Annotated in this window: 27 protein-coding genes, 1 pseudogene and 1 riboswitch; of the genes and pseudogenes, 19 read left to right on the forward strand and 9 right to left on the reverse strand. The window is 71.5% G+C overall.

All coding sequences use genetic code 11. The features are described 5' to 3' along the window. Window positions 1–69 precede the first annotated feature (69 nt). From FY030_RS01950 to FY030_RS01975, 6 genes and pseudogenes are all read left to right on the forward strand, one after another. Window positions 70–804, forward strand: a complete 735-nt coding sequence (locus FY030_RS01950; RefSeq protein ID WP_158060049.1) for a histidine phosphatase family protein — start codon at window positions 70–72, stop codon at window positions 802–804. Then, on the forward strand, window positions 801–1,436 hold the full coding sequence (locus FY030_RS01955; RefSeq protein WP_158060050.1) for a TlpA family protein disulfide reductase: 636 nt from the start codon (window positions 801–803) through the stop codon (window positions 1,434–1,436). Before FY030_RS01950 ends, FY030_RS01955 begins: the two co-directional genes overlap by 4 nt. Further along, window positions 1,433–2,263 carry a cytochrome c biogenesis CcdA family protein gene (locus FY030_RS01960; RefSeq protein WP_158060051.1) on the forward strand — a complete coding sequence of 277 codons (831 nt, stop codon included), beginning with the start codon at window positions 1,433–1,435 and terminating at the stop codon, window positions 2,261–2,263. Before FY030_RS01955 ends, FY030_RS01960 begins: the two co-directional genes overlap by 4 nt. Before the next feature lie 125 nt (window positions 2,264–2,388). Further along, window positions 2,389–3,929, forward strand: a pseudogene (gene resB, locus FY030_RS01965) (cytochrome c biogenesis protein ResB). Further along, entirely contained in the window at window positions 3,926–4,975 is a 1,050-nt protein-coding gene (ccsB, locus tag FY030_RS01970; protein WP_158060052.1) for a c-type cytochrome biogenesis protein CcsB, read from the forward strand. The pseudogene resB and the gene ccsB overlap by 4 nt, the downstream one beginning before the upstream one ends. Further along, window positions 4,975–5,217: a DUF4229 domain-containing protein gene (locus FY030_RS01975; protein WP_158060053.1), complete on the forward strand. Its 243-nt coding sequence runs from the start codon at window positions 4,975–4,977 to the stop codon at window positions 5,215–5,217. The genes ccsB and FY030_RS01975 overlap by 1 nt, the downstream gene beginning before the upstream one ends. An 87-nt stretch (window positions 5,218–5,304) precedes the next feature. On the opposite strand, the gene FY030_RS01980 is transcribed toward FY030_RS01975, so the two are convergent. The 5 genes from FY030_RS01980 to FY030_RS02000 form a co-directional block, all read right to left on the reverse strand. Next, window positions 5,305–6,177, reverse strand: coding sequence for a 1,4-dihydroxy-2-naphthoate polyprenyltransferase (locus FY030_RS01980; RefSeq protein ID WP_158060054.1), 873 nt, complete (start codon window positions 6,175–6,177; stop codon window positions 5,305–5,307). Window positions 6,178–6,186: 9 nt separating this feature from the next. Then, window positions 6,187–6,459 carry a PLD nuclease N-terminal domain-containing protein gene (locus FY030_RS01985; protein WP_158060055.1) on the reverse strand — a complete coding sequence of 91 codons (273 nt, stop codon included), beginning with the start codon at window positions 6,457–6,459 and terminating at the stop codon, window positions 6,187–6,189. A 154-nt stretch (window positions 6,460–6,613) separates the two neighbouring features. Continuing rightward, complete coding sequence (locus FY030_RS01990) at window positions 6,614–7,738, reverse strand: AMP-binding protein (RefSeq protein WP_158060056.1); 1,125 nt, start codon at window positions 7,736–7,738, stop codon at window positions 6,614–6,616. Window positions 7,739–7,754: 16 nt separating this feature from the next. Next, window positions 7,755–8,411, reverse strand: a complete 657-nt coding sequence (locus tag FY030_RS01995) for a hypothetical protein (protein ID WP_158060057.1) — start codon at window positions 8,409–8,411, stop codon at window positions 7,755–7,757. Window positions 8,412–8,509: 98 nt separating this feature from the next. Continuing rightward, window positions 8,510–9,451: a 1,4-dihydroxy-2-naphthoyl-CoA synthase gene (locus tag FY030_RS02000; protein ID WP_158060058.1), complete on the reverse strand. Its 942-nt coding sequence runs from the start codon at window positions 9,449–9,451 to the stop codon at window positions 8,510–8,512. A 117-nt stretch (window positions 9,452–9,568) separates the two neighbouring features. On the opposite strand from FY030_RS02000, the gene FY030_RS02005 reads away from it, so the two are divergent. Both FY030_RS02005 and FY030_RS02010 read left to right on the forward strand, forming a co-directional pair. Further along, on the forward strand, window positions 9,569–10,090 hold the full coding sequence (locus tag FY030_RS02005) for a hypothetical protein (RefSeq protein WP_158060059.1): 522 nt from the start codon (window positions 9,569–9,571) through the stop codon (window positions 10,088–10,090). Between the two features lies 1 nt (window position 10,091). Further along, window positions 10,092–10,568 (forward strand): hypothetical protein, encoded by a 477-nt coding sequence (locus tag FY030_RS02010; RefSeq protein ID WP_158060060.1) that lies wholly within the window; start codon window positions 10,092–10,094, stop codon window positions 10,566–10,568. On the opposite strand, the gene FY030_RS02015 is transcribed toward FY030_RS02010, so the two are convergent. Then, complete coding sequence (locus FY030_RS02015; RefSeq protein WP_158060061.1) at window positions 10,501–10,914, reverse strand: VOC family protein; 414 nt, start codon at window positions 10,912–10,914, stop codon at window positions 10,501–10,503. The two genes, FY030_RS02010 and FY030_RS02015, sit on opposite strands and share 68 nt — an antisense overlap. Window positions 10,915–11,028: 114 nt before the next feature. On the opposite strand from FY030_RS02015, the gene FY030_RS02020 reads away from it, so the two are divergent. The 4 genes from FY030_RS02020 to FY030_RS02035 all read left to right on the forward strand — a co-directional run bounded on the left by FY030_RS02020 (window position 11,029) and on the right by FY030_RS02035 (window position 14,798). Next, entirely contained in the window at window positions 11,029–12,039 is a 1,011-nt protein-coding gene (locus FY030_RS02020; protein ID WP_420371891.1) for an o-succinylbenzoate synthase, read from the forward strand. A gap of 131 nt (window positions 12,040–12,170) precedes the next feature. Further along, the gene (locus FY030_RS02025) at window positions 12,171–13,424 is read left to right on the forward strand and encodes an ammonium transporter (RefSeq protein ID WP_158060063.1); all 1,254 of its coding nucleotides are present in this window, start codon (window positions 12,171–12,173) and stop codon (window positions 13,422–13,424) included. Between the two features lie 229 nt (window positions 13,425–13,653). Continuing rightward, entirely contained in the window at window positions 13,654–14,049 is a 396-nt protein-coding gene (locus FY030_RS02030; protein ID WP_158060064.1) for a cold-shock protein, read from the forward strand. Window positions 14,050–14,054: 5 nt separating this feature from the next. Beyond that, complete coding sequence (locus tag FY030_RS02035) at window positions 14,055–14,798, forward strand: DUF3027 domain-containing protein (RefSeq protein ID WP_158060065.1); 744 nt, start codon at window positions 14,055–14,057, stop codon at window positions 14,796–14,798. A 51-nt stretch (window positions 14,799–14,849) separates the two neighbouring features. Here the strand turns inward: FY030_RS02035 and FY030_RS02040 are convergent, their stop codons facing one another. Beyond that, window positions 14,850–15,095 (reverse strand): DUF2530 domain-containing protein, encoded by a 246-nt coding sequence (locus tag FY030_RS02040; RefSeq protein WP_158060066.1) that lies wholly within the window; start codon window positions 15,093–15,095, stop codon window positions 14,850–14,852. Window positions 15,096–15,204: 109 nt separating this feature from the next. Here FY030_RS02040 and FY030_RS02045 point away from each other — a divergent pair, with 109 nt between their 5' ends. From FY030_RS02045 to FY030_RS16695, 7 genes are all read left to right on the forward strand, one after another. Continuing rightward, window positions 15,205–15,627 carry a MarR family winged helix-turn-helix transcriptional regulator gene (locus FY030_RS02045; RefSeq protein ID WP_158060067.1) on the forward strand — a complete coding sequence of 141 codons (423 nt, stop codon included), beginning with the start codon at window positions 15,205–15,207 and terminating at the stop codon, window positions 15,625–15,627. A gap of 5 nt (window positions 15,628–15,632) precedes the next feature. Beyond that, window positions 15,633–16,907, forward strand: a complete 1,275-nt coding sequence (locus FY030_RS02050) for an MFS transporter (RefSeq protein WP_158062581.1) — start codon at window positions 15,633–15,635, stop codon at window positions 16,905–16,907. Window positions 16,908–16,995: 88 nt separating this feature from the next. Beyond that, window positions 16,996–18,852, forward strand: coding sequence for a gamma-glutamyltransferase family protein (locus tag FY030_RS02055; protein ID WP_158060068.1), 1,857 nt, complete (start codon window positions 16,996–16,998; stop codon window positions 18,850–18,852). 84 nt (window positions 18,853–18,936) lie between these two features. Continuing rightward, entirely contained in the window at window positions 18,937–19,332 is a 396-nt protein-coding gene (locus FY030_RS02060) for a hypothetical protein (RefSeq protein ID WP_158060069.1), read from the forward strand. 6 nt (window positions 19,333–19,338) lie between these two features. Continuing rightward, window positions 19,339–20,028 (forward strand): pyridoxamine 5'-phosphate oxidase, encoded by a 690-nt coding sequence (gene pdxH / locus FY030_RS02065; protein WP_158060070.1) that lies wholly within the window; start codon window positions 19,339–19,341, stop codon window positions 20,026–20,028. 25 nt (window positions 20,029–20,053) lie between these two features. Then, window positions 20,054–20,731, forward strand: a complete 678-nt coding sequence (locus tag FY030_RS02070) for a metal-dependent transcriptional regulator (RefSeq protein WP_202879743.1) — start codon at window positions 20,054–20,056, stop codon at window positions 20,729–20,731. Window positions 20,732–20,983: 252 nt separating this feature from the next. Further along, window positions 20,984–21,136, forward strand: a riboswitch (cyclic di-AMP (ydaO/yuaA leader). After that, window positions 21,134–22,078, forward strand: coding sequence for a C40 family peptidase (locus tag FY030_RS16695; protein WP_238348507.1), 945 nt, complete (start codon window positions 21,134–21,136; stop codon window positions 22,076–22,078). (Overlaps the previous riboswitch by 3 nt.) A 169-nt stretch (window positions 22,079–22,247) precedes the next feature. Here FY030_RS16695 and FY030_RS02080 read toward each other — a convergent pair whose 3' ends face one another. Together FY030_RS02080 and FY030_RS02085 are read right to left on the reverse strand one after the other, a co-directional pair. After that, window positions 22,248–23,324: a hemolysin family protein gene (locus FY030_RS02080; RefSeq protein ID WP_158060072.1), complete on the reverse strand. Its 1,077-nt coding sequence runs from the start codon at window positions 23,322–23,324 to the stop codon at window positions 22,248–22,250. Beyond that, window positions 23,321–24,769, reverse strand: coding sequence for a hemolysin family protein (locus FY030_RS02085; RefSeq protein ID WP_238348508.1), 1,449 nt, complete (start codon window positions 24,767–24,769; stop codon window positions 23,321–23,323). The genes FY030_RS02080 and FY030_RS02085 overlap by 4 nt, the downstream gene beginning before the upstream one ends. Window positions 24,770–24,943: the final 174 nt, after the last annotated feature.

The raw sequence follows: 24,943 nt of genomic DNA on the forward strand, positions 1-24,943 counted from the left end.
CCAGACTGTCCGGCTGCCGGGCCGCAGTGCCCTCAGAGGGCGCCCAGGATGTCGTGGGACAATCGTGGCATGACCTCTGCCGACCGTGAGGCCGACCCGCGCGACGACATCAGTCGAAGAGACCGCGCCGCGACCCGCCGGACCCTGGTCGACGGGACGACGGTGACCCTAGTGCACGTGGTGCGCCACGGCGAGGTCCACAACCCCGAGAGGGTCCTGTACGGCCGGCTGCCCGGCTACCACCTCTCCGAGCGGGGCCACCAGATGGCCCAGGCCGCGGCCGACCACCTGGCGCAGCGGGACGTGGTCTACGTCGCCAGCTCCCCCTTGGAGCGCGCGCAAGAAACCGCTGCCCCGATCGCGGCTGCGCACGGCCTGGACGTGGCCCTGGACGACAACCTCATCGAGAGCCGCAACGTCCTGGAGGGGCTGGTCGTCAACGCGGCCGCTCTGCGTTCCCGGTGGCGGCTCCTGCTCAACCCGTTGCGTCCCTCGTGGGGCGAGCCCTACCGGCAGGTCGCCGCACGGATGCAGATCGCCCTGTCGGAGGCCCGGGAGCACGCCGAGGGTCACGAGGGGGTCATGGTCAGCCACCAGCTGCCGGTCTGGATGCTGCGACGCTCACTCGAGGGCCGCCGCCTGTTCCACCACCCTCGTCGCCGCGAGTGCAGCTTGGCCTCGGTGACCAGCGTGCTCTTCCACGGCACCTTCCCGGTCCGGGTGATGTATGCCGAGCCCGCCGCCCACCTGCTCGCCGGTGCAGTCGATGTCACCGGCGCCTCCCGGGAAGCGATCCCCGGATGAGCGCGCGGAAGACGCACGGGCCTGCCAGGGCCAAGAGAGCGTTGGCGTTAGCCCCGGCCGCGCTCCTGCTGCTCTCGGCCTGCTCCGACGACGGCACGAGCATCAACGACCAGATGCGCCAGGGCGACCAGAAGGGTTACGTCGCCGGCGACGGCCGGATCGAGCGCTTGGCCCCCGAGGAGCGCAGCACCGTCATCGAGCTGTCCGGCACCACGCTGGAGGATGAGCCGTGGGACTCCCAGGAGCATCGCGGTGAAGTCGTGGTCATCAACGTCTGGGGCTCCTGGTGCGGTCCGTGCGACGCCGAGGCCCCCGACCTGGTGGCAGTCTCCGAGGCCTACGACGACGCCGGTGAGCCGGTGGCCTTCATCGGCGTCAACCACCGCGACAGCGTCCAGAACGCCGTCGCCTTCGAGCGTCGCCACGGGGTGCCCTACCCCTCGCTCCTCGACGACGGCGGCCGCACCCTGTCCCAGCTGCAGGGCCTGGCCACCTCGAGGCCCACGACGATGCTGCTCGACGGCGAGGGCCGCGTCGCCGCCCGCGTCAACGGGCAGGTGGACGCCAGCACGCTGCGCGGGCTGGTCGAGGACGTGCTCGCCGACGAGTCTGCCCCTGAGGCCACCGGATGAACGAGGTGGTCCTCTCCGGCCCGCTGCTCCTGGCCGGCCTCGTCGCGGCGCTGGCTGGCCTGGTGTCCTTCGCCTCCCCCTGCGTGCTGCCCCTGGTGCCCGGCTTCCTGGGCTACGTCAGTGGCATGACCCCGGCCGCGACGCGGGGCACCGGCCCTGCCGCCGCCCCGTCCGGCTCGGCATCCCCCTCGGCCGGCGCGTCGACCGCCACCTCCACCCGAGCTCGGACCGCTGTCCCCGCCGGCCGTGGGCGCCTCATGCTCGGGGCCGTGCTCTTCGTGCTCGGCTTCACCGCCGTCTTCTTGGCGATGAGCGTGGTCATCTCGGGGGTAGGGCTGGCCCTGACCCGCCACCAGGGGCTGCTCCTCCAGGTCGCGGGCGCGGTGGTCGTCCTGCTGGGCCTGGTCATGATGCTCCAGCCGAGCGCGGGCTGGCAGGTGCGCTGGCGTCCGGCGGCGGGGCTGGCCGGGGCACCCCTGCTGGGCGTCGCCTTTGGGCTGGGCTTTACCGCCTGCACCGGGCCTGCGCTCGTGGCCATCCAGACGTTGGGCACCTCGATCATCCCCGGGCAGGACCAGGTGGGGCGGGCCCTGGTGCTCGGCACGGCATACTCCCTCGGGCTGGGTCTGCCCTTCCTGCTCATGGCGGCCGGCCTGGGTTGGGTCAGCCGGGCCTCGCGCTGGGTGCGCGACCACTACCTGGTGATCCAGCGGACCGGTGGTGGTCTGCTGATCCTGCTCGGCCTGCTGATGTTGACCGGATTCTGGGCCGAGGCCACCGCGTGGGTGCAGACCCGGTTCGTCTCCGGCTTCGAGACGGTGCTGTAGTGGCGACGCCCACCGGGGAGCAGCAGCGGATCGAGCCGGACTATCCCAAGGACCGCACGGAGCTGGGCGGTCCACGGCTGGGCGTGGTCGGCTGGGTGCGGTGGAGCTGGCGGCAGTTGACCAGTATGCGGACCGCCCTGGCCCTGCTCCTGCTGCTGGCGGTGGCCGCGATCCCGGGGTCGATCTGGCCCCAGCGCAGCGTCGACCCCGTCCGGGTGCGCACCTTTTTCGAGAACAACCCGACGCTGGCGCCGTGGCTGGACCGGCTCTACCTCTTCGACGTCTACTCCTCGCCGTGGTTCGCCGCCATCTACCTGCTGTTGATGGTCAGCCTGGTCGGCTGCATCATCCCGCGGATGCGCCAGCACCTGGGCTCGCTACGGGCCGAACCCCCCAGGGCGCCACGCCGGTTGGATCGGATGCCGGTGCTCCGGCAAGCCACCCTCGACGCCAGTCCGTCCGAGGTAGTGGCCGCGGCGCGGGTGGCGCTGGGGGACAAGCGCTTCCGGTTGAGGAGCGAGGATGAGGACACGCTGGCCGTCTCGGCGGAGAAGGGCTACCTGAAGGAGACCGGCAACCTCGTCTTCCACCTGGCGCTGCTGGGTATCATTGTCGCGGTGGCCGCCGGCAGCCTGTTCGGCTGGCGGGGGAGATCATCCTCAAGGAGGGGGAGAGCTGGACCGCCGACGCGGGCACCTTCGACACCCTCAACCTGGGCCCGCTGGTGGACGAACGCAACATCCCCACCTTCACCATTCAGCTGGACACCCTCAACGTCGAGTTCGAGAGTCAGGCCGAAGGGGCCCAGTTCGGCCAGCCCCGACGGTTCGAGGGGGTCGCGACCGTGGAGGTGCCGGGCCTGGAACCGCGCCAGCAGGACTTCGCTGTCAACCACCCCCTGTCGGTCGGCGGCGACTCGGTGTTCCTGCTCGGCAACGGCTATGCCCCGGTCGTCACCGTTCGCGACGCGCAGGGAGAGATCCTCTTCTCCGACGCGGTGACCTTCTTGCCGCAGGACAACAACTACTTCAGTGAAGGCGCGATCAAGGTGCCCGGTCGCGATCCGGGCCTGGGTCTGGTCGGCTTCTTCGTTCCGACCTTCACCGCCACCGAGGAGACGATGGGGTCCGCCTTCCCCGGGCTGGCCGACCCACGCCTCATCCTGACCGCCTACGAGGGGGAGCTCTTCCCGGGTGGCCGCCCGCAGTCCGTCTTCTCGATCAACACCGAGGACATGGACCAGATGATGCTCCCCGCCGAGGACGCGGAGCCCGAGCCGGTCGCCTTCGCCCTGCGGCCGGGGGAGTTCTACGAGCTGCCCGACGGGACCGTCGTGCAGTTCGAGGACATCATCCGCTGGGGCGGGTTGCTGGTGCGGCACGACCCGGGCCGGATGCCGGCGCTGGTCATCTCGATGATCACCCTGGCCGGGCTGGCGTTGATGTTGGGGGTCAGGCGCCGCCGGGTCTACGTCCGCGTCGAGCCGGGCTCGGCGGAACCGGACGGGCATCGGCATACTGGGGTCAGCGTCGCCGGTCTGCCCAAGGGTACCGACCCGGGTCTGGACGGCGTGGTCGAGGACGTGCTGGCGCGGATCGCGCAGGCCGTCGACCCGCAGCAGAGCAATACGACGGCAGCACACACGAGCAGCAAGGACGAGGCATGACCGATCCCACCATGGCCATGACCAGCGATGTCGCGATCTGGGTCGCGATCGCGGTGCTGGCTCTCGCGTTGATCGCCTTCTCGGTGCACCTGGCCCTGGCCGGAGCGGCCACCGAGCGTAAGGCCGACGTCCGGACCCGAGCGAAGGTGGGAGCCGCGGTCGCCGGCGGCAGCATCCCCGGTGGTGCGTTGGGGAGCACCTTCCCCGGCGACCGCGTCGAGGAGCTGGCCCCGGCCGAGCCGACCGCCACGGGGGCCGCCCTGGCACCCCCCACCGACATCGCGTCTACCGGCACGGCCCGGCGCTGGGGCGTCATCGGCCTCCAGCTGACCTGGCTCGCCACCTTGCTCGTCGTCGCCGGCACCGTCCTGCGGATGCTCTCGGTGACCCGGGCGCCGCTGGGCAATATGTACGAGTTCGTCCTGGTGACCGCCTCGTTCGCGCTCCTGGTCTACTCCGGGTGGAGCCTGCGCCGGGCGCGGCTGTGGCTGGGGATCTTCGTGGTCCTGCCGGTCACCCTCATGCTGGTCGCGGCGAAGTTGTGGTGGTACACCGAAGCCTCCCAGTTGATGCCGGCCCTGGAGAGCCTGTGGCTGGTCATCCACGTCACCATCGCCTGCCTGTCCATCGCCCTGTTCGTCATCGGCGCGGCCTTGGCCTCCGCCTACCTGCTCAAGGACCGGGCCGAGACCCAGGGCAGGGTCCGCGGCTGGCTGGCCGCGCTCCCGGCCGCGCCCGCCCTGGAGCGGATGACCTACGGCATCCACGTCCTGGCCTTCCCGCTGTGGACGTTCACCGTGATCTCCGGGGCGATCTGGGCCGAGCAGGCCTGGGGTCGCTACTGGGGCTGGGACCCCAAGGAGACCTGGTCGTTCGTCATCTGGGTGGTGTATGCCGCCTACCTGCACGCCCGCGCGACCTCCAGCTGGTCCACCCGTAAGGCCACCTGGGTGTCGATCGTCGGCTTCGCCTGCATCATCATCAACTACACGGTCGTCAACCTGCTGATGACCGGCCTGCACTCCTACTCGGGGGTGGCAACCTGATGCTGCTGGCGCGCTACACCGCGATGCGCTTCCTGATCTTCGTCGGTTTCTTCGCGATCTTCGTCCTCTTCCTCGACCCGTTGTGGGCGGCGATCGCGGCGCTGGTGGCCTCCATGGCGGCCTCCTTCTTCATCCTGCGCCCGGACCGCGAACGGCTGGCCGCCGGGCTGGAGCAGCGGGTGGAGAAGCAGATCACCAGGCGGCGCGAGCAGATCGACTCCGAGCGCACGGCAGAGGACTGAGCGCTGCGGCAACCGCCGCCACCCTCACGGCGCGCGGCCCGGCCTGTCCCGCACCTCGCCTCGCAAGACCTGTGCACGACCTCAGGCTCAGGCGAGGATCAGACCTACGGTGAGGGCGACGGCATACCCGAGCTGGAGGACGCCGGTCTGGACCAGAGCCGGGATGAGCCGGCGCCCGTAGGTCCTGCCGAGGACGGCGCGCACCGGGCGGATGGCCAGCGGCGCGGCGAGGAGGCCGACGAGCGCGGTGGGGTGGGTGATGGTGGCCAGGCCGACCGCGAGGAAGGCGGCGACGACCAGCGCGGCATAGAGCAGCCGGGTGCGGCGGGAGCCGAGCCGCACCGCGAGGGTGCGCTTGTCGGCGGCCCGGTCGGTCCGCAGGTCGCGCAGGTTGTTGGTGACCAGAATGGCGCAGGCCAGGGCGCCGCAGCCGATGGCGCCGCCGACGGCACCGAGGGTGATCGTCTGAGCCTGGGTCCAGGTGGTGCCCAGGACGGCGAAAAGCCCGAAGAAGATGAACACCATGACTTCGCCCAGGCCGCGGTAGCCGTAGGGGTTCTTGCCGCCGGTGTAGTGCCAGGCGGCCCAGAGCGCGGCGATCCCGGCCAACAGCAGCCACCACGCGTTGGCCAGCGCGACCAGCGCCAGGCCGGCCACCGAGGCGGCGAAGAAACAGGCGAAGGCGGCGGTCTTCACGTTGGCCGGGGCCGCCAGCCGCTGACCGACCAGCCGCACCGGTCCGACCCGGTCCTCGTCGGTGCCGCGGATGCCGTCGGAGTAGTCGTTGGCGTAGTTGACCCCCACCTGGAAACCGAGGGCGACAAGCAGGGCCAGGACCGCCAGCCCGAGGTTGGCGTTGCCCGCGGCGTGCGCGGCGGCGGTGCCGACCATCACGGGGGCGACGGCTGCGGGGAGCGTGCGTGGACGCGCCCCCCCGATCCACTGGGCGAGGGTAGCCATGGGGCGTAGTCAGAGGCCTCTCAGGAAGTCGGGATCGTCGTCCGGTCCGAGGGGACCCCTGGGACCGTCCTGGCCGCGACCGCCGAAGAGGACATCGAGGATGCTTGTGGGTCGCCCGGCGATGAGCCAGGCGATCCCCCCGACGAGCGGGAAGAACAGCACGAGCACGATCCACAGGATCTTGGGCAGCCCGCGCACCTTCTCGTCCTCCGACTGCACCGCGTCGACGACGCAGTAGACGGTGAAGACCAGCAGCGCCACGGCGGCCAGCACGCGGATCACGAGGTGCCCCCTTCCAGGTCGGGCGGGTGAAGGACCATTCTGCCACCGCGAGGGGCTGGATCCACGATCGGGACGGCCTCCCGCCCCCGTGGCCGCCGCGCTGGGCCGGGCCCAGGTGACCGCCGGCGGCCCGTGTCCCCGTCCGGCCAGCCGCTCACCGGTCGGGTGCGGACAGCAGGCCTCTGACGCGGGGCAGGTCAGGCTTTCCGGACGGCAGGAGGGGTATGGCGTCGCGCACCACGACTCGTCGAGGCAGGGCGTGGTCGGGCAGGGCGTGGGGCGGGAGCGAGCGGCGGAGCGCCTCGCGCCAGGCGTCGGGCCGCTCGATGAGGTCACCCGACGGCGCTCCGGAGACGATGAAGGCCGCCACGACCTGCCCCCACTCGGGGTCGGGCAGGCCGACCACGACCGCGTCGTCGACCAGGGGGAGGGCGCGCAGGGCGACCTCGACCTCCCGCGGTTCCACCTTGTGCCCGCCGGTGATGATGACGTCGTCCACGCGGCCCAGGATGCGCAGCCGTCCGTCGACATCCATCTCGCCGCGGTCGTCGGTGCGGAACCAGCGCGCGCCGTCCACCTCGACGAATCGCTCTGTCGTCAGCTGCCCGTCGAGGTCACCCTGGGGGTCGACATAGCCGTCTGCCAGCATCGGCCCGGACAGGTGGACCCGCCCCTCCTCGAGCCGGACCTGCAGCCCTGCCAGCGGCCGGCCGTCGTAGACGCAGCCTCCGCAGGTCTCGCTCATCCCGTAGGTGGTTACCACCCGCGCGCCCGCGTCCCGGGCGCGGGCCAGCAGGCCGCGATCGGCCGCAGCGCCGCCCAGCAGGATCGCGTCCAGGCTCGCCGCCGCCCGGACGCCTGCCTCGTCCATCAGGAGCCGGTGCAGCTGGGTCGGCACCAGCGAGACGTAGTGGGGGCCTTGGCCGTCCCCGGTGAGTTCGTCGACCGCCGCGGCGAAGGTGGCGGCGGTGAACGGCATACCGGGGAAGAGGGCCACCGGGTGGGTGCCGGCCAGGACGGAGCGGGCGAGCACCTGCAGGCCGGCCACATGGTGGCTGGGCAGGGCGAGCAGCCACCGGCCGTCGCCGCCGAGGAAGGTAGCCGTCGCCTCGCCGCTGGCCCGCAGCGCCGCCCCGCTGAGCCGGACCCGCTTCGGGACGCCAGAGGACCCCGAGGTCGCGACCACCACAGCCTCCCCCGGCTGCTCCAGCAGGATGCGCCGCAGCCGCGGGGACAGGTCCGCCCAGGTCGCCCCCTCGGGCACGTGCAGGTCGGTCACGCTTGTCCGGCCGGGGCTACTCGGTGGTCAGGTAGGCGTCGAGGTCGACGTACCACTCGTCGGTGATGCGCTTGAGGGTGATCGTCGAGTCGCCCATGGCCTCGGCGAACAGCGGAGAGTAGTTCTCGCGTCCGACGACCGCGGTGTCGCCCTGGACGTCAGCGCCCCGGATCTGCATGGACTCCAGCACCGCGATGCCGTCCTCGCCCAGGCCCTGCGCCTCCACGGTCGCCTCCATGGTGGCGGGCAGCTGGGTCTGGCACAGCTCCAGGTCTGAGGGGACGGCGGTCATCGGCCGCTCGGGGTCGCTGAAGGAGAGGAGCAGGTCGCAGGCTGTGGGGTCGGCGGTGACCAGCGCCATGAGGAACTCCTTGGCGCGCTCAGCAGCCGCCTGGCCCTCCTCACCGCCCATGACCGCGTCGTCGCCGGGTGCTTGCGTGGCGGGAGCCTCGTCGGTGACGGCGGCGTTGTCCACGGGCGCGGTGGCGGCGGCGTCGTCCACGGGGGCCGTGGTGGCCTCCTGGTCCTCGGGCGGGGGTGTGTGGGTGGTCGGGGCCACCCCATCGGTGGTGGCGGTGCCCCCAGCGGTCGCGTCGTCGGCTGCGGTGTCGCCGTCGCAGGCGGTCAGGAGTAGCGCCGCGCTGGCGACCACGGCGGTCAGAGTGCGTCGCATCGGTGGTCTCTCCCCGTTCGGATGGCGGCCTGCGTAGGCCTCAGTGTGACACGGGGTATGAGGTGTTGCGCCGTCACAGACACCCTGGGGTGGCCCGGTCAGAAGTACCACGGGAACGGCGACCAGTCCGGCTCCCGCTTCTCCAGGAAGGCCTCCTTGCCCTCCACCGCCTCGTCGGTCATGTAGGCCAGCCGCGTCGCCTCCCCGGCAAAGACCTGCTGGCCCACCATCCCGTCGTCGGTGAGGTTGAAGGCGAACTTCAGCATCCGCTGCGCGGTCGGCGACTTGCCCAGAATCTCCTGGGCCACCTGCACCGCCTCGGCCTCCAGCTCGGCGTGGTCGACGACGATGTTCACCGCACCCATCCGGTGCATGGCCTCGGCGTCGTAGGCCCGGCCCAGGAAGAAGATCTCGCGGGCGAACTTCTGGCCCACCATCTTGGCCAGGTAGGCCGAGCCGTAGCCGCCGTCGAAGCTGCCTACGTCGGCGTCGGTCTGCTTGAACCGCGCGTGCTGACGGGAGGCGATCGTCAGGTCACAGATCACGTGCAGCGAGTGTCCACCGCCGGCGGCCCAGCCGCCCACGACGGCGATGACGACCTTGGGCATCGTGCGGATCAGCCGCTGGACCTCCAGGATGTGCAGCCGGCCACCCTCGGCCTTGACCCGCGCCTCGTCGATGCCGGAGGCGGTGACGTCGTCGGTGCCCTCGCTGGCGTACTGGTAGCCGCTGCGCCCCCGGATCCGCTGGTCCCCGCCGGAGCAGAAGGCCCAGCCGCCGTCCCTGGGTGAGGGGCCGTTGCCGGTGAGCAGCACGACCCCCACGTCCGGGCTCATCCGGGCGTGGTCCAGCGTGCGGTGGAGCTCGTCGACCGTGTGCGGCCGGAAGGCGTTGCGCACCTCGGGGCGGTCGAAGGCGATCCGCACGCAGCCGAGCTCCACGTGCCGGTGGTAGGTGATGTCGGTGAGCTGCTCGAAGCCCTCGACCTCCTGCCACTGGCTGGGGTCGAAGGGGTGAGCGCCGGTCTGGGTCTCGGTCACGCGGACAGACTAGGTGCTGCCGACGGGCGGTGCGACGCGCGGTTAGGGCGAGGGGTGGCCCTGCCAAGGCCCCCGGGGCTAGGCTGCCTGGCGAGCACACGCGATCAAGGGGACACGGTGAGCACTTCGACTGGACGCAGCCCGGAGGAACATCCGGGGCAGCAGGGCCGCCATGAGAAGCAGGCCCACCAGGGCCAGGCGACCGAAGGTGCCCCACAGCCACAGCCACAGCCACAGCAGCAGGCGCCCCGGCCGCCTGGGACTGCCGGCCCTGCCGCGACCACCACCACCAGCACCCGGGACGTGGTGCGCATCGTGCTGCACGTCCTGGCGCTGATCCTGGTCGTGCTGGGCATCTCTCTTGACCTGGACGACCGGGGCGGCGGCCTGTGGAGCGACACCTGGACCTGGGCCGGGTTCGCGACCCTGATGGCCTTGGCCCAGATCGCGGCTCTCCTGCCCCGGTCGGCCGCCTCGGGGGCGGGGTGGACGATCGGTGCGGTTGGCGCCGGCGGGCTGCTCCTCTTCTGGACCCTGCTCATGCTGCCGATGATCAGCACCAACATGGCCTTCCTGGTCACCCTGGGCACGGCCTGCGCGGTCGCCGGGGTGCTGCTCAGCCCCGACCGCAGGGTCTGAGGTGGTCTCGCGGCTGGTGCGCGGTCAGCCGGTGGTGCTCACGGCGGGCCTGCTGGTCATGCTCTCCCTCGGGTTGCCGTGGACGACGTCGTCGCTCACCTACGTCCCGGGCTGGATGACGCCGTCCTTCTGCTACCCGAGCTTCGACGGCACCATGTCCTGCAGCTTTTCCTACGTCGCCCCCGGTTTCTTCACGGGTGCGCCCGCACAGAGCGGCGCGTCCTCGGTGGCCCGGGTCTTCCTGGTGGCCGCCCTCGTGCTGATCATCGTCAGCCGGGTGACCGCGCAGTCCCGGTGGCTGGCCTATGCCGCCGCGGGCCTGGTGCTCGCAGTGCTGCTCGCCGGCCTGACCATGCAGGCTGGCCAGCTGGCAGCCCTCGCCGCGGCGGCGTTGCTGGCCCGCGCAGCCTTCACTGGTCGCGGCTGGACAGCACGCAGAACTCATTCCCCTCCGGGTCGGCCAGTACCGTCCACGTGACCTCCGCCTCGTCCTGCCCGACGTCGATCCTGGTCGCACCCAAGTCCAACAACCGCTGGATCTCCGCGTCGCGGTCCTGCGAGACGTGCGGCGCCAGGTCGATGTGCAACCGGTTCTTCACCTGCTTGCCCTCGGGGACGGGCACGAAGACCAGCCCCTGACCCCGGCGTATCCAGGTGTCCAGATCGGGAGCCCTCTCCTCGCCCTCCAGGGCGTGTCGGGGGACCGCCACGGCCTCGTCCGGGGTGTCGTAGACGATCTCCCAGTCCAGTGCCTCTGCCCACCAACTGGCCTGGGCCTGGGGGTCCCGGCAGTCGACGACGATCGTGTACCACTTCAGTGCCATGGCCCCAGCGTGCCCCGGTCGGGCCACGCGTGCACCTGATGCCGGCCCGGTCGCGGACGGGTGATGTCCGCGACCCGCCGCCGTCGCGCCGCATACCCTGGCCCCGTGCCCGACCTGACCGCGCCCACCGACCTGCCGGACCTGCCAGACCTGCTCGCGGACGCCCACGTGGTGGCGCTGCCGATGCGGGTGCGCTTTCGTGGTGTGGACGTGCGCGAGGCGGTGCTGCTGCGGGGGCCGCACGGCTGGGCGGAGTGGGCGCCGTTCCAGGAGTATGCCGATCGCGACGCCGCCCGCTGGCTCGCCGCCGCCGTGGAGCTGGGCTGGGGCGAGCTGCCGGAGCCGGTGCGGGGCCAGGTGGGTGTGAACGCGACGGTCCCCGCCGTCCCCGCGGGGCAGGTCGAAGGTGTCCTGGGCCGCTATGACCGCTGCCGGACCGTCAAGGTCAAGGTCGCCGAGCGGGGCCAGACGCTAGGCGACGACCTGGAGCGGGTCATCGAGGTGCGGCGGGTGCTCGGCGCGGACGGCCGCATCCGTGTCGACGCCAACGGTGCCTGGTCGGTGGATGAGGCGCGCGAGGCGCTGAGCGTCCTGGCGTCGGTCGGGCTGGAGTACGCCGAGCAGCCCTGCGCCACCGTCGAGGAGCTGGTGGTACTGCGCCTGGCCCTGGCCCGCGCCAGCGTAGACCTGCCGATCGCCGCCGATGAGTCGATCCGGCGGGCCGAGGACCCGCTGCGGGTCGCGCGGGAGGGCGCCGCCGATCTGGTCGTGGTGAAGGTGGCACCTCTCGGGGGGGTGCGCCGCGCCTTGGAGATCGTGGCCGAGGCCGGGCTGCCGGCGGTCGTGTCCTCAGCGTTGGACACCTCGGTGGGGATCGCGGGCGGGGTCCGGCTCGCGGCTGCGTTGCCGGAGCTGGACCACGACTGCGGCCTGGGGACCGCGGCCCTGCTGGCGGACGATGTCGTCGGGGAGCCGCTCATGCCCCGCGCCGGATCCCTCACCACAGTCCGGGCGGACGCGGCGCGGTGCGCGGTCGACCCGGCACTGCTCGCCGCTCACGCCGCACCCGCCGAGCGGGTCACCTGGTGGCGGCAGCGGCTGGCCCGGACCTACGCCCTGCTGTAGACCTGCCCCGGCGCAGAGTTTACCTCGCCGAAACCGACGCAACCGAGCCGAAACATCAACGCGTCGTCTGCCGAAACACCAGCGCTCTTGACTGCAGACACGCAACGTTTCGCACCCCAGGAGGTAGTCGGATGGAACTCACTGCAGGTGACGTCTGGGTCATCGTCGCAGCGGCACTGGTGCTGCTGATGACGCCGGGCCTGGCGTTCTTCTACGGAGGCCTGGCGCGGGCCAAGGCCGCCCTGAACATGATCATGATGAGCTTCGTCTCCGTCGGCGTCGTCGGCGTCGTCTGGGTGCTGTGGGGCTACGGCATGACGTCCGGCCCGTCCCTGCTCGGCGGGTTGGTCGGCAACCCGCTCGACGATCTCGGACTGAGCGGCCATGTCGGCAGCGCCGACCTGATCGGGATCGGTTACGGCGCCACCTTCGCAATCATCACCGTGGCGTTGATCTCCGGGGCCGTCGCGGACCGGACCCGGTTCGGGCCCTGGACCCTCTTCGTCGCGGTCTGGGCCACCCTCGTCTACTGCCCGCTGGCCTTCATGGTCTGGGGTGGTGGTCTGCTTTCGGCGGACGGGGCGGTCGGCCGGATCTTCGGCGAGGCCATCGACTTCGCCGGCGGCACCGTGGTGCACATCAACGCCGGCCTGGCTGCGCTGGTGCTCGTCTACATCATCGGCAGCCGGGCCGACTTCGGGCTGGCCAAGGGCTACCACCGTCCGCACAACGTCCCCCTGGTGATGGTCGGCACCGCGATGCTCTGGTTCGGCTGGTTCGGGTTCAACGGCGGCGCTGCTGGCTCGGCCGAGGAGGCCGGCCTGATCTGGGTCAACACCCTGGCCGCCCCGGCCGCGGCGATGCTGTCTTGGCTGTTGGTCGAGCGGCTCCGCGACGGCCGCCCCACTTCAGTCGGCGCCGCCTCCGGCGTCGTTGCCGGTCTGGTCGCGATCACCCCGGCGTGCGCCGATGTCTCCCCGCTCGGGGCGCTGGCCATCGGCCTGCTCGCCGGCATCGGTTCCTGCCTGGCCGTGGGCTGGAAGTACAGGTTCGGGTATGACGACGCCCTCGACGTGGTGGGTGTCCACCTGGTCGCCGGCGTCATCGGCACCGTCGCACTGGGCTTCCTCGCCCTGCCGGTCGACGGCGAGGGGGGCGGCCTGTTCTACGGCGGCGGCGTCGGTCAGCTCGTCGCGCAGCTGGCGGCGACGGTGTTCACCCTGGCCTTCACCGGTGTGCTGACCGCCCTGATCGGGCTGGCCATCGCCCGGACGATCGGCTTCCGAGTCAGCCCCGAGGACGAAGCTCTGGGCGTCGACCGCTCCGAGCACAGCGAGTCGGCTTACCACTTCGATCCGGACCGGCAGCCGAACGTCTCGGTCTGAGCAGCTGCCCGCGCCCGACCCGACACCTGCTCACGGCGCGCCAGGCGCTTGCGGCGAGCAGGTGTTGGGTCTCGTGCGTCTGCGCCACCAGGCACTCGGGGCAGAAGGAGAGCGCGACCAGCCCCTCGTGGCCCACGGTCCCGGGCGAACGCATTCGCCCGGCTGCTCCCAGCGCTATATCCTGGGTGGCCTCCGCTGTTCCCACCACCCGACGATCACGAGGTGCACCGTGCCCACCGGCAAGGTCAGGTTCTACGACGAGGACAAGGGCTTCGGCTTCCTGTCCAGCGACGAGGGGGACGACGTCTTCGTCCCGCGCTCCGCGCTGCCCGCCGGGACGACCACCCTGCAGCGCGGCACCCGAGTGGAGTTCGACATCGTCGCTGGCAAGCGCGGGGACCAGGCCCTGCACGTTCGGCTCCTTGAGCCCGCGCCGTCGGTCTCCCGCGGGATGACGCTGCGCGACCGCAAGCCTGCCGAGGAGATGGTGGTCGTGGTCGAGGACCTCATCACGCTGCTCGACCAGGCGTCCACTGGCCTGCGGCGGGGCCACTATCCTCAGCACGGGGGCGCGATCGCCAAGGCGCTGCGGGGCGTCGCCGACCAGTTTGAGGCCGGAAAGTAGGGCACATGCCAGCAGCCAGGACCGATGCCGTGCTGACCGCCGCGGTCGAGGTCGCCCGCGCGGCCGCGGAGGAGATTGCCGAACCCGGCACGGTCGGCGACCACCTCGGTGCCGTGGTGGAGGGCGAGCGCGTGGTGACCCACTCCTTCGCCTGCACCGCGACGGCCTACCCCGGCTGGCGGTGGGCGGTCACCCTCGCACGGCCCCCGCGGGCCCGGAAGGCGACCGTCAGCGAGGCGCACCTGCTGCCCGGGGAGGAGGCACTGCTGTCCCCGGAGTGGGTGCCCTACGCCGAGCGGCTCGCCCCCGGTGACGTCGGTCCCGGCGACCAGACGCCCTTCGTTGCGGACGACCCCCGCCTGGAGGCCGGTTTCGAGGCCACTGGCGAAGAAGACGTTGACCAGATGGCGCTGTGGGAGCTGGGTCTGGGCCGCGAGCGCGTCCTCTCCGCGGAAGGTCGGGACGCGGCGGCCACCCGGTGGATCGCCGAGCGCGGACCGGAGAGCGAGCTAGCGCGCAAGGCGCCCAGGCCATGCTCTACCTGTGGTTTCTTCGTGCCGATGTCCGGCGCTCTGCGATCGGTCTTCGGCGTGTGCGCCAACGAGTGGTCCCCGGCCGACGGCAGCGTGGTGGCCCTCTCCTTTGGTTGTGGCGCGCACAGCGAGGTCGACGTCGAGAAGGCGCCGGCGGAGCGGACGGAGCCGCCCGTGCTGGACGACGACAACGACGTCATCTACGTCGAGCGCTGAGGCTCACGCACCCGCCGGGTGCTGGGCGAGGCGTGCCCGACGGCCGGCTGCTCACGCCTCCGAGGCGTTGCCCTTCCCACGGCGCAGGTAGCCGTAGCCGAGCGCGCCCAGCGCCATCCCGGCGACGGGCACCCAGACCCACCACGAGCGTTCCCCGGCCCGGAGGGACGGCGCGAGCAGCAGCACGGCCAGCACCACCGCCCAGGCGAGGAGCCCCCAGCCGACGAGGGTGATCGTGCGCAGGGTGACCTCGGGGGGCCGGACCCCGCTGCCCGTCGACGGTCTCGGCGTGCTCATGGGTCCACCTTAACGAGCGATCTGGTGGCGGATCGTTAGCCTGGGTAATGAGTTAGGCTAAGGAGTTGTGCCCGCCGGTCGGCGGACACGGGAGCGGAAGGGAGGGCTGATGCCCCACCGGGAGACGGCCGAGCTGGCGCACGACCTGCGCATCGCCTGCATGCGCGTCGCGCGCCGTGTGCGCTTCGACGCCGACAACACCATCGCGCCGCACCACTTCAGTGTGCTGGTCCGGCTCCTGCCCGAGCCGCGGACCCTGGGGGAGCTGGCAGACATCGAGCAGGTCAGCCCGCCGAGCATGAGCAAGGCGGTCGGTCGACTGGTTGAGCAGGGGTATGTCGAGCGCTCCGCCGATCCCGACGACGGCCGGCTCGTCCGGCTCTCCCTCACCGAGGAGGGGCGGGCCACCGTGGAGCGCGAGCGTGCCCACCGGGACGCCTGGATGACCGCCCGGCTGGAGGGGCTCGCCGAGGCCGACCGCGACCTGCTGCGCCGCGCCACCGACCTGCTTGAGGAGCTGGTGCGCCGGTGAGCGCGATGTTCTCCGCGCTCTCGGTGCGCAACTACCGCATCTACGCCACCGGTGCGATCGTCTCCAACACCGGCACCTGGATGGGGCGAGTCGCCCAGGACTGGGTGGTGCTCACCGAGCTCACCGACAACTCGGCCCAGGCGCTGGGGATCGTCACCGGTCTGCAGTTCCTGCCGATCCTGCTCTTCACCCCCATTGCCGGCGCGATGAGCGACACCTTCCCCAAGCGGAAAGTGATGCTGGTCTCCCAGTCGTTCATGGCTTTCTTCGCCGTCGTCATGGGCGTGGCTGTGCTCAGCGGACACATGCAGCTGTGGCACATGTTCCTGCTGGCCTTCCTCTCCGGCACAGCCGCCGCTTTCGACGCCCCGGCGCGCCAGGCCTTCGTCTCCGAGATCGTGCCCCGGGGCCAGCTGACCAACGCGGTCGGCCTCAACTCCGCGTCCTTCCACTCCGGACGCCTGATCGGCCCCGGCGTCGCGGGTCTGCTCATCGCCGCCTTCGGCACCGGCCCCACGCTGCTCATCAACGCCCTGACCTTCGTGGCCGTGATCGTGGCACTGCTGGCGATGAACCCGGCCGAGCTGACCTCCCGACCGCGGCCCGCGACGCGAGGACGGGTCCGGGAGGGCATCGCCTACGTCCGGGGTCGTCCCGACATCATGCTCGTCATGGTCATCGCCTTCATGCACGGCACTTTCGGCATGAACTTCCAACTGTTCAACGCCCTGATGTCCACCGAGGTGTTCGGCAAGGGTGTGCAGGACTTCGGGGTGACCGGGTCGGTGATGGCTATCGGCTCGCTGGCTGGCGCCCTCCTGGCGGCTCGCCGGGACCGCCCCCGGTGGCGGCTGCTGCTCGGCTCGCTAGCGCTCTTCTCGTTGACCACCCTGGCCCTGGCGTTCGCGCCCACCTTCACGGTCTACACGGTGCTGCTCATCCCGACGGGACTGTTCGCGCTCACCGTCATGGTCAGCGCCAACGCGATGGTGCAGCTGTCCACCGATCAGCACGTGCGGGGCCGGGTGATGGCGCTCTACATGGTGGTCTTCATGGGCGGCACGCCGCTGGGTGCACCCTTCCTCGGGTGGATTGGTGACCAGTTCGGGGCCCGCTGGACCGTGCTCATCGCGACCGGGATGTGCGGGGCCACGGCCATCCTTGTCATCATCTACCTGATGCGCCACGACCACATCCGGTTGCGGATCCGCCGCAGCTGGCGACGCCCGCTCTTCCTGGAGCGCGACGTCAACGAGCCCGTCCCCGAAAAGGTGAACTAGTTGAGCGCCAATACCCGCCGCGTCGTCGTCCTGCTGGCCCTAGCCGCACTGATCCTGGTGCCCGTGCTGGCCACCCTGGGTTGAGCCCATGACCTTCACTACCCGACCCACCCTGACCGGCACCGTGGGGATGGTCTCCAGCACGCACTGGCTGGCCTCCCAGGCCGGGATGCGGATGCTCGAGCTCGGCGGCAACGCCGCGGACGGCGCTGTGGCTGCTGGCTTCGTGCTCCAGGTCGTCGAGCCGCACCTCAACGGCCCCGGCGGTGACGCGCCGATCATCGTCGCCTCCGCCGACGACCCGGAGCCCCGGGTGCTCTGCGGTCAGGGCCCTGCCCCAGCCGGGGCCACCCCCGAGCACTTCGCCTCGGTCGGGCTTGACCGGGTCCCCGGCAGCGGCCCGCTCGCGACCGCGGTCCCGGGTGCCGTGCAGGCCTGGCTGGTGTTGTTGCGCGACCGCGGCACGCTGAGCGCGCGCACCGTGCTGGAGCCCGCCCTGCACTACGCCCGGCGGGGTCACCCGCTCCTGGCGCAGGCCAGCGCCACGATCGACCGGGTGCGCGACCTCTTCGCCGAGGACTGGACCACCTCCGCCGACCAATGGCTGGTCGACGGGTCCGCCCCGCCCCCCGGCACGCTCGTGCGCAACACCGCCTGGGCCGACACTCTTGAGCGGCTGCTCGCCGCCGAGGACGGGGCCGTGCGGGACGGCAGGAGCCGCGAGCAGGGGATCGACGCCGTCCGCCGCGCCTGGTCCCACGGTTTCGTAGCCGAGGCGCTGGAGGTCTTCTCCCGTCGGGCTTTCCGGCACGGCGACGGGCCCGTGCTGCCAGGCGTGCTGACCGCCGAGGACGTTGCCGGCTTCGAGCCGACCTGGGAGCCGGCCGCCACGTTGGACTTCGCCGGTCACACGATCGCCAAGACCGACGTCTGGGGGCAGGGGCCGGGCCTGCTGCAGGTGTTGGGCATGGTCGAGGAGCTTGCCGGCGACCTCACCGGGGCCGCTGACGGCGCAGGTGACAGCACACGGGTCCGGGTCCCCGCGCCGGCCGTGGCCGACCCCTCCTCGGTCGAAGGCGTGCACACCCTGGTCGAGGCTTGGAAGCTGGCGATGGCCGACCGGGAGGCCTGGCTGGGCGACAGCCTGGAGGATCCGGTCGGGGTCGCGGCGCTCACCGACCGGAGCTACCTGCGCCAACGGGCCGGGCTCATCGGCGAGCAGGCCTCTCGCGAGCTCCGTCCCGGGTCGCCGGGCGGGCGGGAGCCGAGGATCGCCGCGCAGGCCCTGCTGACCGACGGGGCCGGCGCAGCCGACGCCACTACCGGGGAGCCGACGGTGCGCCGCGACGGCGCCACCCGGGGAGACACCTGCCACGTCGACGTCGTCGACCAGTGGGGGATGCTCGTCTCAGCCACGCCCAGCGGGGGCTGGCTGCAGTCCAGCCCGTTCGTGCCCGAGCTGGGCCTGGCGCTGGGCAGCCGCTTGCAGATGATGTGGCTGGAGCAGGGCTTGGCCAGCTCCCTGGTGCCCGGGCGTCGGCCCCGCACCACCCTGGCCCCCACGCTCGTGCTGCGGGACGGCATACCCGTCCTGGCCTGCGGCACGCCGGGCGGCGACCAGCAGGACCAGTGGCAGAGTGTCTTCCTGCTGCATCACCTGGTCGGTGGCCTGAGCTTGCAGGAGGCGATCGACGCGGCCTCTTTTCACACCACCAGCTTCCCCAGCAGCTTCCACCCGCGCGCCAGCGAGCCCGGCGTCATGGTGGCCGAGTCGCGACTGGGCCAGGACGTTCTGGAGGCTCTGCGTGCCCGAGGCCATGACGTGCTCGATGCTGGCCCGTGGAGCCTGGGCCGGCTCAGCGCGGTGGCCCGCGACCCGGGGACCGGCCTGCTCAGCGCGGCGGCCAACCCCCGGGGGATGCAGGGGTATGCCGTGGGACGGTGACCCGCCACATCGCCTACCGTGGTGCAGCGGAGACATGCACATGCCCACGTCGACGTTCGCCGCAGACACCCCGCAGGAGGATCGGTGCCCCGCAAGGTCAACCTCGCCACGCTGGCGATCAAGTACGGCCCGGTCGTGTACGCCCTGGCGCAGAGGTACGGTCCGACCGTCGTCGAGCAGATCATGCGGCAGCGGGACCCGGCGCAGCGGCTGATCCAGGACCGACAGGCCCGAGTGCGCACCAACCCCCGCAAGCTCGCGCTGGCCCACGCCGACAGCGTGATCGAGGGCGCGGTGCAGCAGGTCTTCCACACGGGACGGCCCTACTGGGTGGTGTTCTCCCGCAGCGAGCCGGTGGGCGTGCACCCGCACACCAACATCCCCTTCGAGACACTGCTGCTCAACGCCGACCCCGCACGCCGGATGCGGCCCGATGACCTGCGGCGCACGATCCACGTGCCCCGCCGCAAGAAGGGCTGAGCGGTGATGGCCGACCGGCTCGGGGTGGTCCGGGTGGACTACGACGGGGAGGGCCTGTCCGAGGACCGGTGCCCGGGTGCGCCGTTGCCCATCGTGCGCGCCTGGGTCGAGGCCGCGGTGGCGCGGTCGGCCGCGCACGGGGACGTGCCCGAGCCGACCGCCCTGTCGGTGGCCACGGTCGACGCCGACGGCGTCCCGGACGTGCGCACGGTCCTCATGCGCGACCTTGACGAACGTGGTCCCTCCTTCTTCGGGGGGCTGGACTCGGCCAAGGGTCGACAGTTGGCCGCCCGGCCCCGGGTTGCCGTGGCGCTGACCTGGCCCTCGATGTTCCGGGCGGTCCGGATGCGCGGTGGGGCCGAGGAGCTGTCCCGCCAGGAGGTCGAGGCCTACTTCCGGACCAGGCCGTGGGGCTCGCGGATCGGTGCGCACGCCTCGCCGCAGAGCGAGCCGTTGGCCGATCGGGCGACGCTCGAAGCGGCCTATGGGGAGTGCGCACGACGGTGGCCGGACACCGGGTCACCCGACGACGTCCCGCTGCCGCCGCGGTGGGGTGGCTGGCGGGTCGTCGCGGACCGGGTCGAGCTCTGGGCCGGGCGACGCAGCCGGCTGCACGACCGGATCGTGTGGGAGCGGGTCGCGCCGGGCGGGCTGGACGAGCCCGCGGCCTGGCGCCGCTCGCGCCGGTGGCCCTGACCGGCCCGCCCCTAGGATGAGTGGTGTGAGCGAGCTGATCGACACCACCGAGATGTACCTCAAGACCGTCCTGGAGCTGGAGGAGGACGGCGTGGTGCCGATGCGGGCCCGGATCGCCGAGCGGCTGGGACAGTCCGGCCCCACCGTCTCCCAGACGGTGGCCCGGATGGAGCGGGACGGGCTGCTGGAGCTGACCCGGGACCGCCGTCTGGAGCTCACCGAGGAGGGACGGCTGGCCGCGGTGCGGGTCATGCGCAAGCACCGGCTGGCCGAGCGGCTGCTGGCGGACGTCATCGGCCTCGACCCGGCCTACGTGCACGAGGAGGCCTGCCGTTGGGAGCACGTCATGAGCGACCAGGTGGAGGAGAAGATCCTGAACCTGCTGCGGGACGGCACCACCTCGCCTTACGGCAACCCCGTCCCCGGTCTCGAGGAGCTCGGGCGCCCGGCGGCCCCCCCGGCACGAGGGCGACCCAGCAGCGAGCTGGCCGAGCAGGACAGCCGCCTGCGGGCCACGGTGACCCGCATCGGCGAGCCGGTGCAGGTCGACCCGGAGGTGCTTGGGCTGCTGATGGAGTCTGGTGTGCGGCCCGGGGCCACGGTCACGGTATGGGGTGAGGAGGGCCGGACCATCATCGAGCCGGACCGGGGCGCGGCAGTCTCCCTGCCCCCCGACGTGGCCGCGCACGTCTTCTGCAACTGAACGGTCCCCGGCCCTGCGGCGGTGCGTGTCGCCATGTGAGATGAGTCACCCGCAGGCTGGGAGTTCGGTCAAGTCGGACCGCATCGTCGCAGGTCAGTCCCCTTGTGACAGGTGTGGCACCTAGTGGTTGTGCACAGTTTCGTTATCGATACGTGACATTGGCGGAGCCTCATGTGTATGGTCAGCCTTGGCCTTCTCCCCTGGAAGACCTACCTAGGTGCGCAACTGCTGAATCCTGTCGGCGTGCCCGGGCAGAACAACTCACCAGACCCGTGACAGGAACGGGGGAACCACCTTTGGAGCCGTCCCGGCTCCTTGGGGCGAAGTGATCCGGCGCCCACCGGGTCCAGAGGTTCTCCACCTCGAGCCCGACAGCTCACCCCGTAGGCGTTGGAGGAACACATGACCATGCGCATCACCGGCCGTCACCGGCGGCCCGGTCGTCTTAGCACGGCCACCAACAACCTGACCCGCTCGGCTGCGATCGCTGCCACGTCGACGGGCCTGCTCGCCGGCACCGCCGTGAGTGTGAGCGCGACCCCTGAGGTCGGCCAGGAGCCTGTCTCCTGGGTTCAGGAGCCGGCGACGGCCCCGGCCGAGAGCCTGCAGCTCCTGATCGACGCGGGCCTGCTCACCGATCGGGCCACCACCGTCGACACTCCGGCCCGCGCCGTGGCCGCCCCGGACGACGTCGAGGGTGTCGACTTCGGCACCAGCGGCTTCACCGCCGTGACCCGGGCGCCCGAGCCCGTCGCCGAGGCTGCGCCTGAGGCCGCCCCGGTGGAGGAGGCGCCCGCTGTGGCTGAGTCCGCGGCTGAGTCCCAGGCCGCTGCTGCGGTGGAGTCCCGGACCGAGGCCTCCGCGAGCCGCGACAACGTGCGCACGGCTCCGTCCACCCCGGCTCCGTCCACTCCGGCTCCTCAGCCCGCCCCGGCTCCGTCCACTCCGGCGCCTGAGCCCGCCCCGGCGCCTGAGCCCGCCCCGGCGCCTGAGCCGGCCCCGGCTCCCGGCGGCGGCGGCGTCCTTGGCGTCGCAGCGGCCTACACCGGCTACCCCTACGTCAGAGGGGGCAGCAGCCCGGCGACCGGTTTCGACTGCTCCGGCTACACCTCGTACGTCTTCGCCCAGGTGGGCGTCTCGCTGCCCCGCACCGCGGCCGCTCAGCAGGCCTCGGCCGCCCCGGTCAGCAGCCCCCAGCCTGGCGACCTGGTGTTCTTCGGCTACCCGGCCTACCACGTCGGCATCTACGCCGGCGGCGGCATGATGTACGACTCGGGCAACCCGGGCACTGGTGTCGTCTACCGCGCCGTGTTCTCCGGCGTGTCCGGCTACGGCCGGGTGCTCTGACCCACACCCGCGCACCCAGACGCGCGAAGGCCCCCACCGGTTGCGGTGGGGGCCTTCGTCGTCTTCGGGGTGGTTGTGGAAATCTCAGGGGGCACACGGCTCCAGGTGACCACCTGATTGAGGAGGCCAACTGATGGCGGAGGCCAACGGATTCAGGACGCCAACGAACTCAGGAGACGGTGGCCACGGCGGTGGCCTCGTCCGACTCGTCGTCGAACTCGCCCAGGATCTGCTCCAGGATGTCCTCCATCGAGACCATCCCGACGACCCGGCCCTGCTCGTCCCGGACCAGGGCCAGCTGGCTGCGCTGCTGGCGCAGGCTGGATACGGCCTCCATGAGGGTCATCGACTCAGGCAGCGAGCCGACCGGCTGGAGCAGGTCGCCTAGGGAAACGCCGCTGCGCCCCTGGGCGCTGGCCAGGATGGCCTCGCGCACGTGCACGATCCCACGGATGCGCTGGTGGCCGGACCTCCCGACCGGCTCGACGACGAAGAGCCGCGACCGACCGCTGTCCTGGCTGATCCGCTCCACGTCCGCAGCGGTGCTTGCCCGCGGGATCGTGACCGCCTCGCTGGTGGGGAACATCACTGAGGCGACGGTCTCCTCCGCCAGGCGCAGCGTGCCGCTGAGGATCTGGTGGTCCGCGTCCTCCAGCACCCCGTGCTCGTAAGACTGGGCCAGGAGCAGCTGCAGGTCCGCGGGCGTGTGGGTGTTGCCGAGGGTGTCGACCGGGTCGACGCCGCCCATCCGCAGCAGCACGTTGGCCAAGGAGTTCATCACCCACAGCAGCGGCTTGACCAGGACGGTGAAGGCATGGAAGGGGATGGCCAGCAGCATGGCCGAGGACTCCGGGTGGGAGATCGCCCACGACTTGGGGGCCATCTCGCCCACCACCATGTGCAGGAAAACGACGAGGCTCACCGCGACCGCCACGGCGACCGGGTAGGCGGCCTGGTCCGGCATACCCAGCTGCTGGAAGAGCGGGTCCAAAAGGTGGGCGACAGCCGGCTTGGCGATGGCGCCCAGCCCCAGGGTGCACAGGGTGATCCCCAGCTGCGCACCCGCCAGCATGAGGGAGAGCTGGCGGGAGGCGTCGACCGCGACGCGTGCGGGGCGGCTGCCCTCGGCAGCCCGCTCCTCCAGACGGTGCCGCTTGGCGGCCACGATCGCGAACTCGGCGGCGACGAAGAAGCCGTTGAGGACGAGCAGCACGAGGCTGACCAGCATCGCCATACCGGTGCTCATCGGATACTCCCCTCGGCGAGGGCGGCGGGTCGCGGAGCGGGGATCACCAGGCCGGCGTCCGGCGGGGAGAGCGCGTCCCGCTCCTCCTCGGAGAGGGCCGCCCACTCCTCCAGGGTGCGGGTGACCATGGGGTGCAGGGTGACCACGTCCGGGACGTGCCGCTGTGCGCTGACCACGTCGATCCGGGTCTGGTGGGCGTACTCGTCGCCCTCGCCGTTACGGCTGGTCCACCGGACCACCACGCTGTCCCCCTCCTCCACGACGCGGCCAAGGTGCTCCAGGACTAGCCCGGAGAGGGTGTCGTAATTCTCGTGCTCGGGTAGCTCGACCCCGGTCACCTCGGCGGCCTCGTCGATGCGCAGGCGGGCCGAGAGCTCCCAGGTGCCGTCGCTGCGGGCAGCGCTGGTGGCCTCATCGTCCTCGTCCTCGTCCCAGATCTCGCCGACGACCTCCTCAGCGACATCCTCGAAGGTGACGACGCCGGCGAAGCCGCCGTACTCGTCGACCACGACCGCCATCTGGGTGTGGCTCTCCCGCAGCGCCTCCAGCACCTTGGGCAGCGGGAGCGACTCGGGCAGGATGAGCGCCTCGTCCGTGATGTCACGGACCAGGGCGTCCGCGCGGTCCGCCGGGTCCACCTGGAGCAGGTCGTGCAGGCCGACCACCCCGACGATGTCGTCGATGTCCCGGCCCACGACCGGGAACCGCGAGTGCCCGGACTTCAGGGCTGCCAGGACCGTGGCCGCGGTCTCATCGGCCTGGATGGTCTGCACCGAGGTCCGCGGCGTCATCACCTCTTCGGCGACGCGCTCACGGAAGGCCAACCCGCGGCCCAGGAGCAGCGACAGCTCCTCGTCCAGGGTCCCGCCGCTGTGCGACTCGGCGATGATGCGGGTCAGGTCCTCCGGGGTGGCGCCCTGGGGCAGCTCCTGCACCGGTTCGATGCCGACGGAGCGCAGCAGTGCGTTGGAGGCCTTGTCGAACAGGGTGATGATCGGCCCGAGGATGGTCAGGTAGAGCAAGGTCGTGCGGGACAGGGCCCGGGCCAGCGGGACCGGACGGGAGATCGCCCAGTTCTTCGGCGCCAGCTCCCCGATGACCATCTGCAGCACCGTCGAGAAGGCCAGGGTGCCGGCGGAGAACAGGCTGATCATCGCCGCCCGGGCCAGCGGGCCGGAGTCCGCATACCCCTCGGACAGGCCGTTGACGACCAGCTCCTCACCGAGGAAGCCGACAAGGAGGGCGGTGACGGTGATGCCGAACTGCGCCCCGGAGAGGGTAAAGGAGAGGCGGGAGGTGACCTTGAGCGCGCGCTCGGCGGCGGCGTCGCCCTGGGCGGCCAGCTGATGCAGCTTGCCCCGGTCGACACTGACGTAGGCGAACTCCTGGGCCACGAAGTAGCCGGTCATCAGGGTCAGGAGGACGATGACCGTGATGCCGGTCACGATCAGCACCGCCAGCCCCTACCACCAAGCGATGTCCCCCTGTGCAGCCGGGCACTGCCCGGCCAGGGACTGTCAGAGGGAGATTCAGAACTCGCAGTCATCCCACAATGGTAAACGGCCGCAGGCGTGCTGCGGGATGCGCAGGCTCGGGTATGTCGAGGAACCAGTCGGTGT

Source organism: Ornithinimicrobium pratense, from assembly GCF_008843165.1.
Classification (GTDB): Bacteria; Actinomycetota; Actinomycetes; order Actinomycetales; family Dermatophilaceae; genus Ornithinicoccus; species Ornithinicoccus pratensis.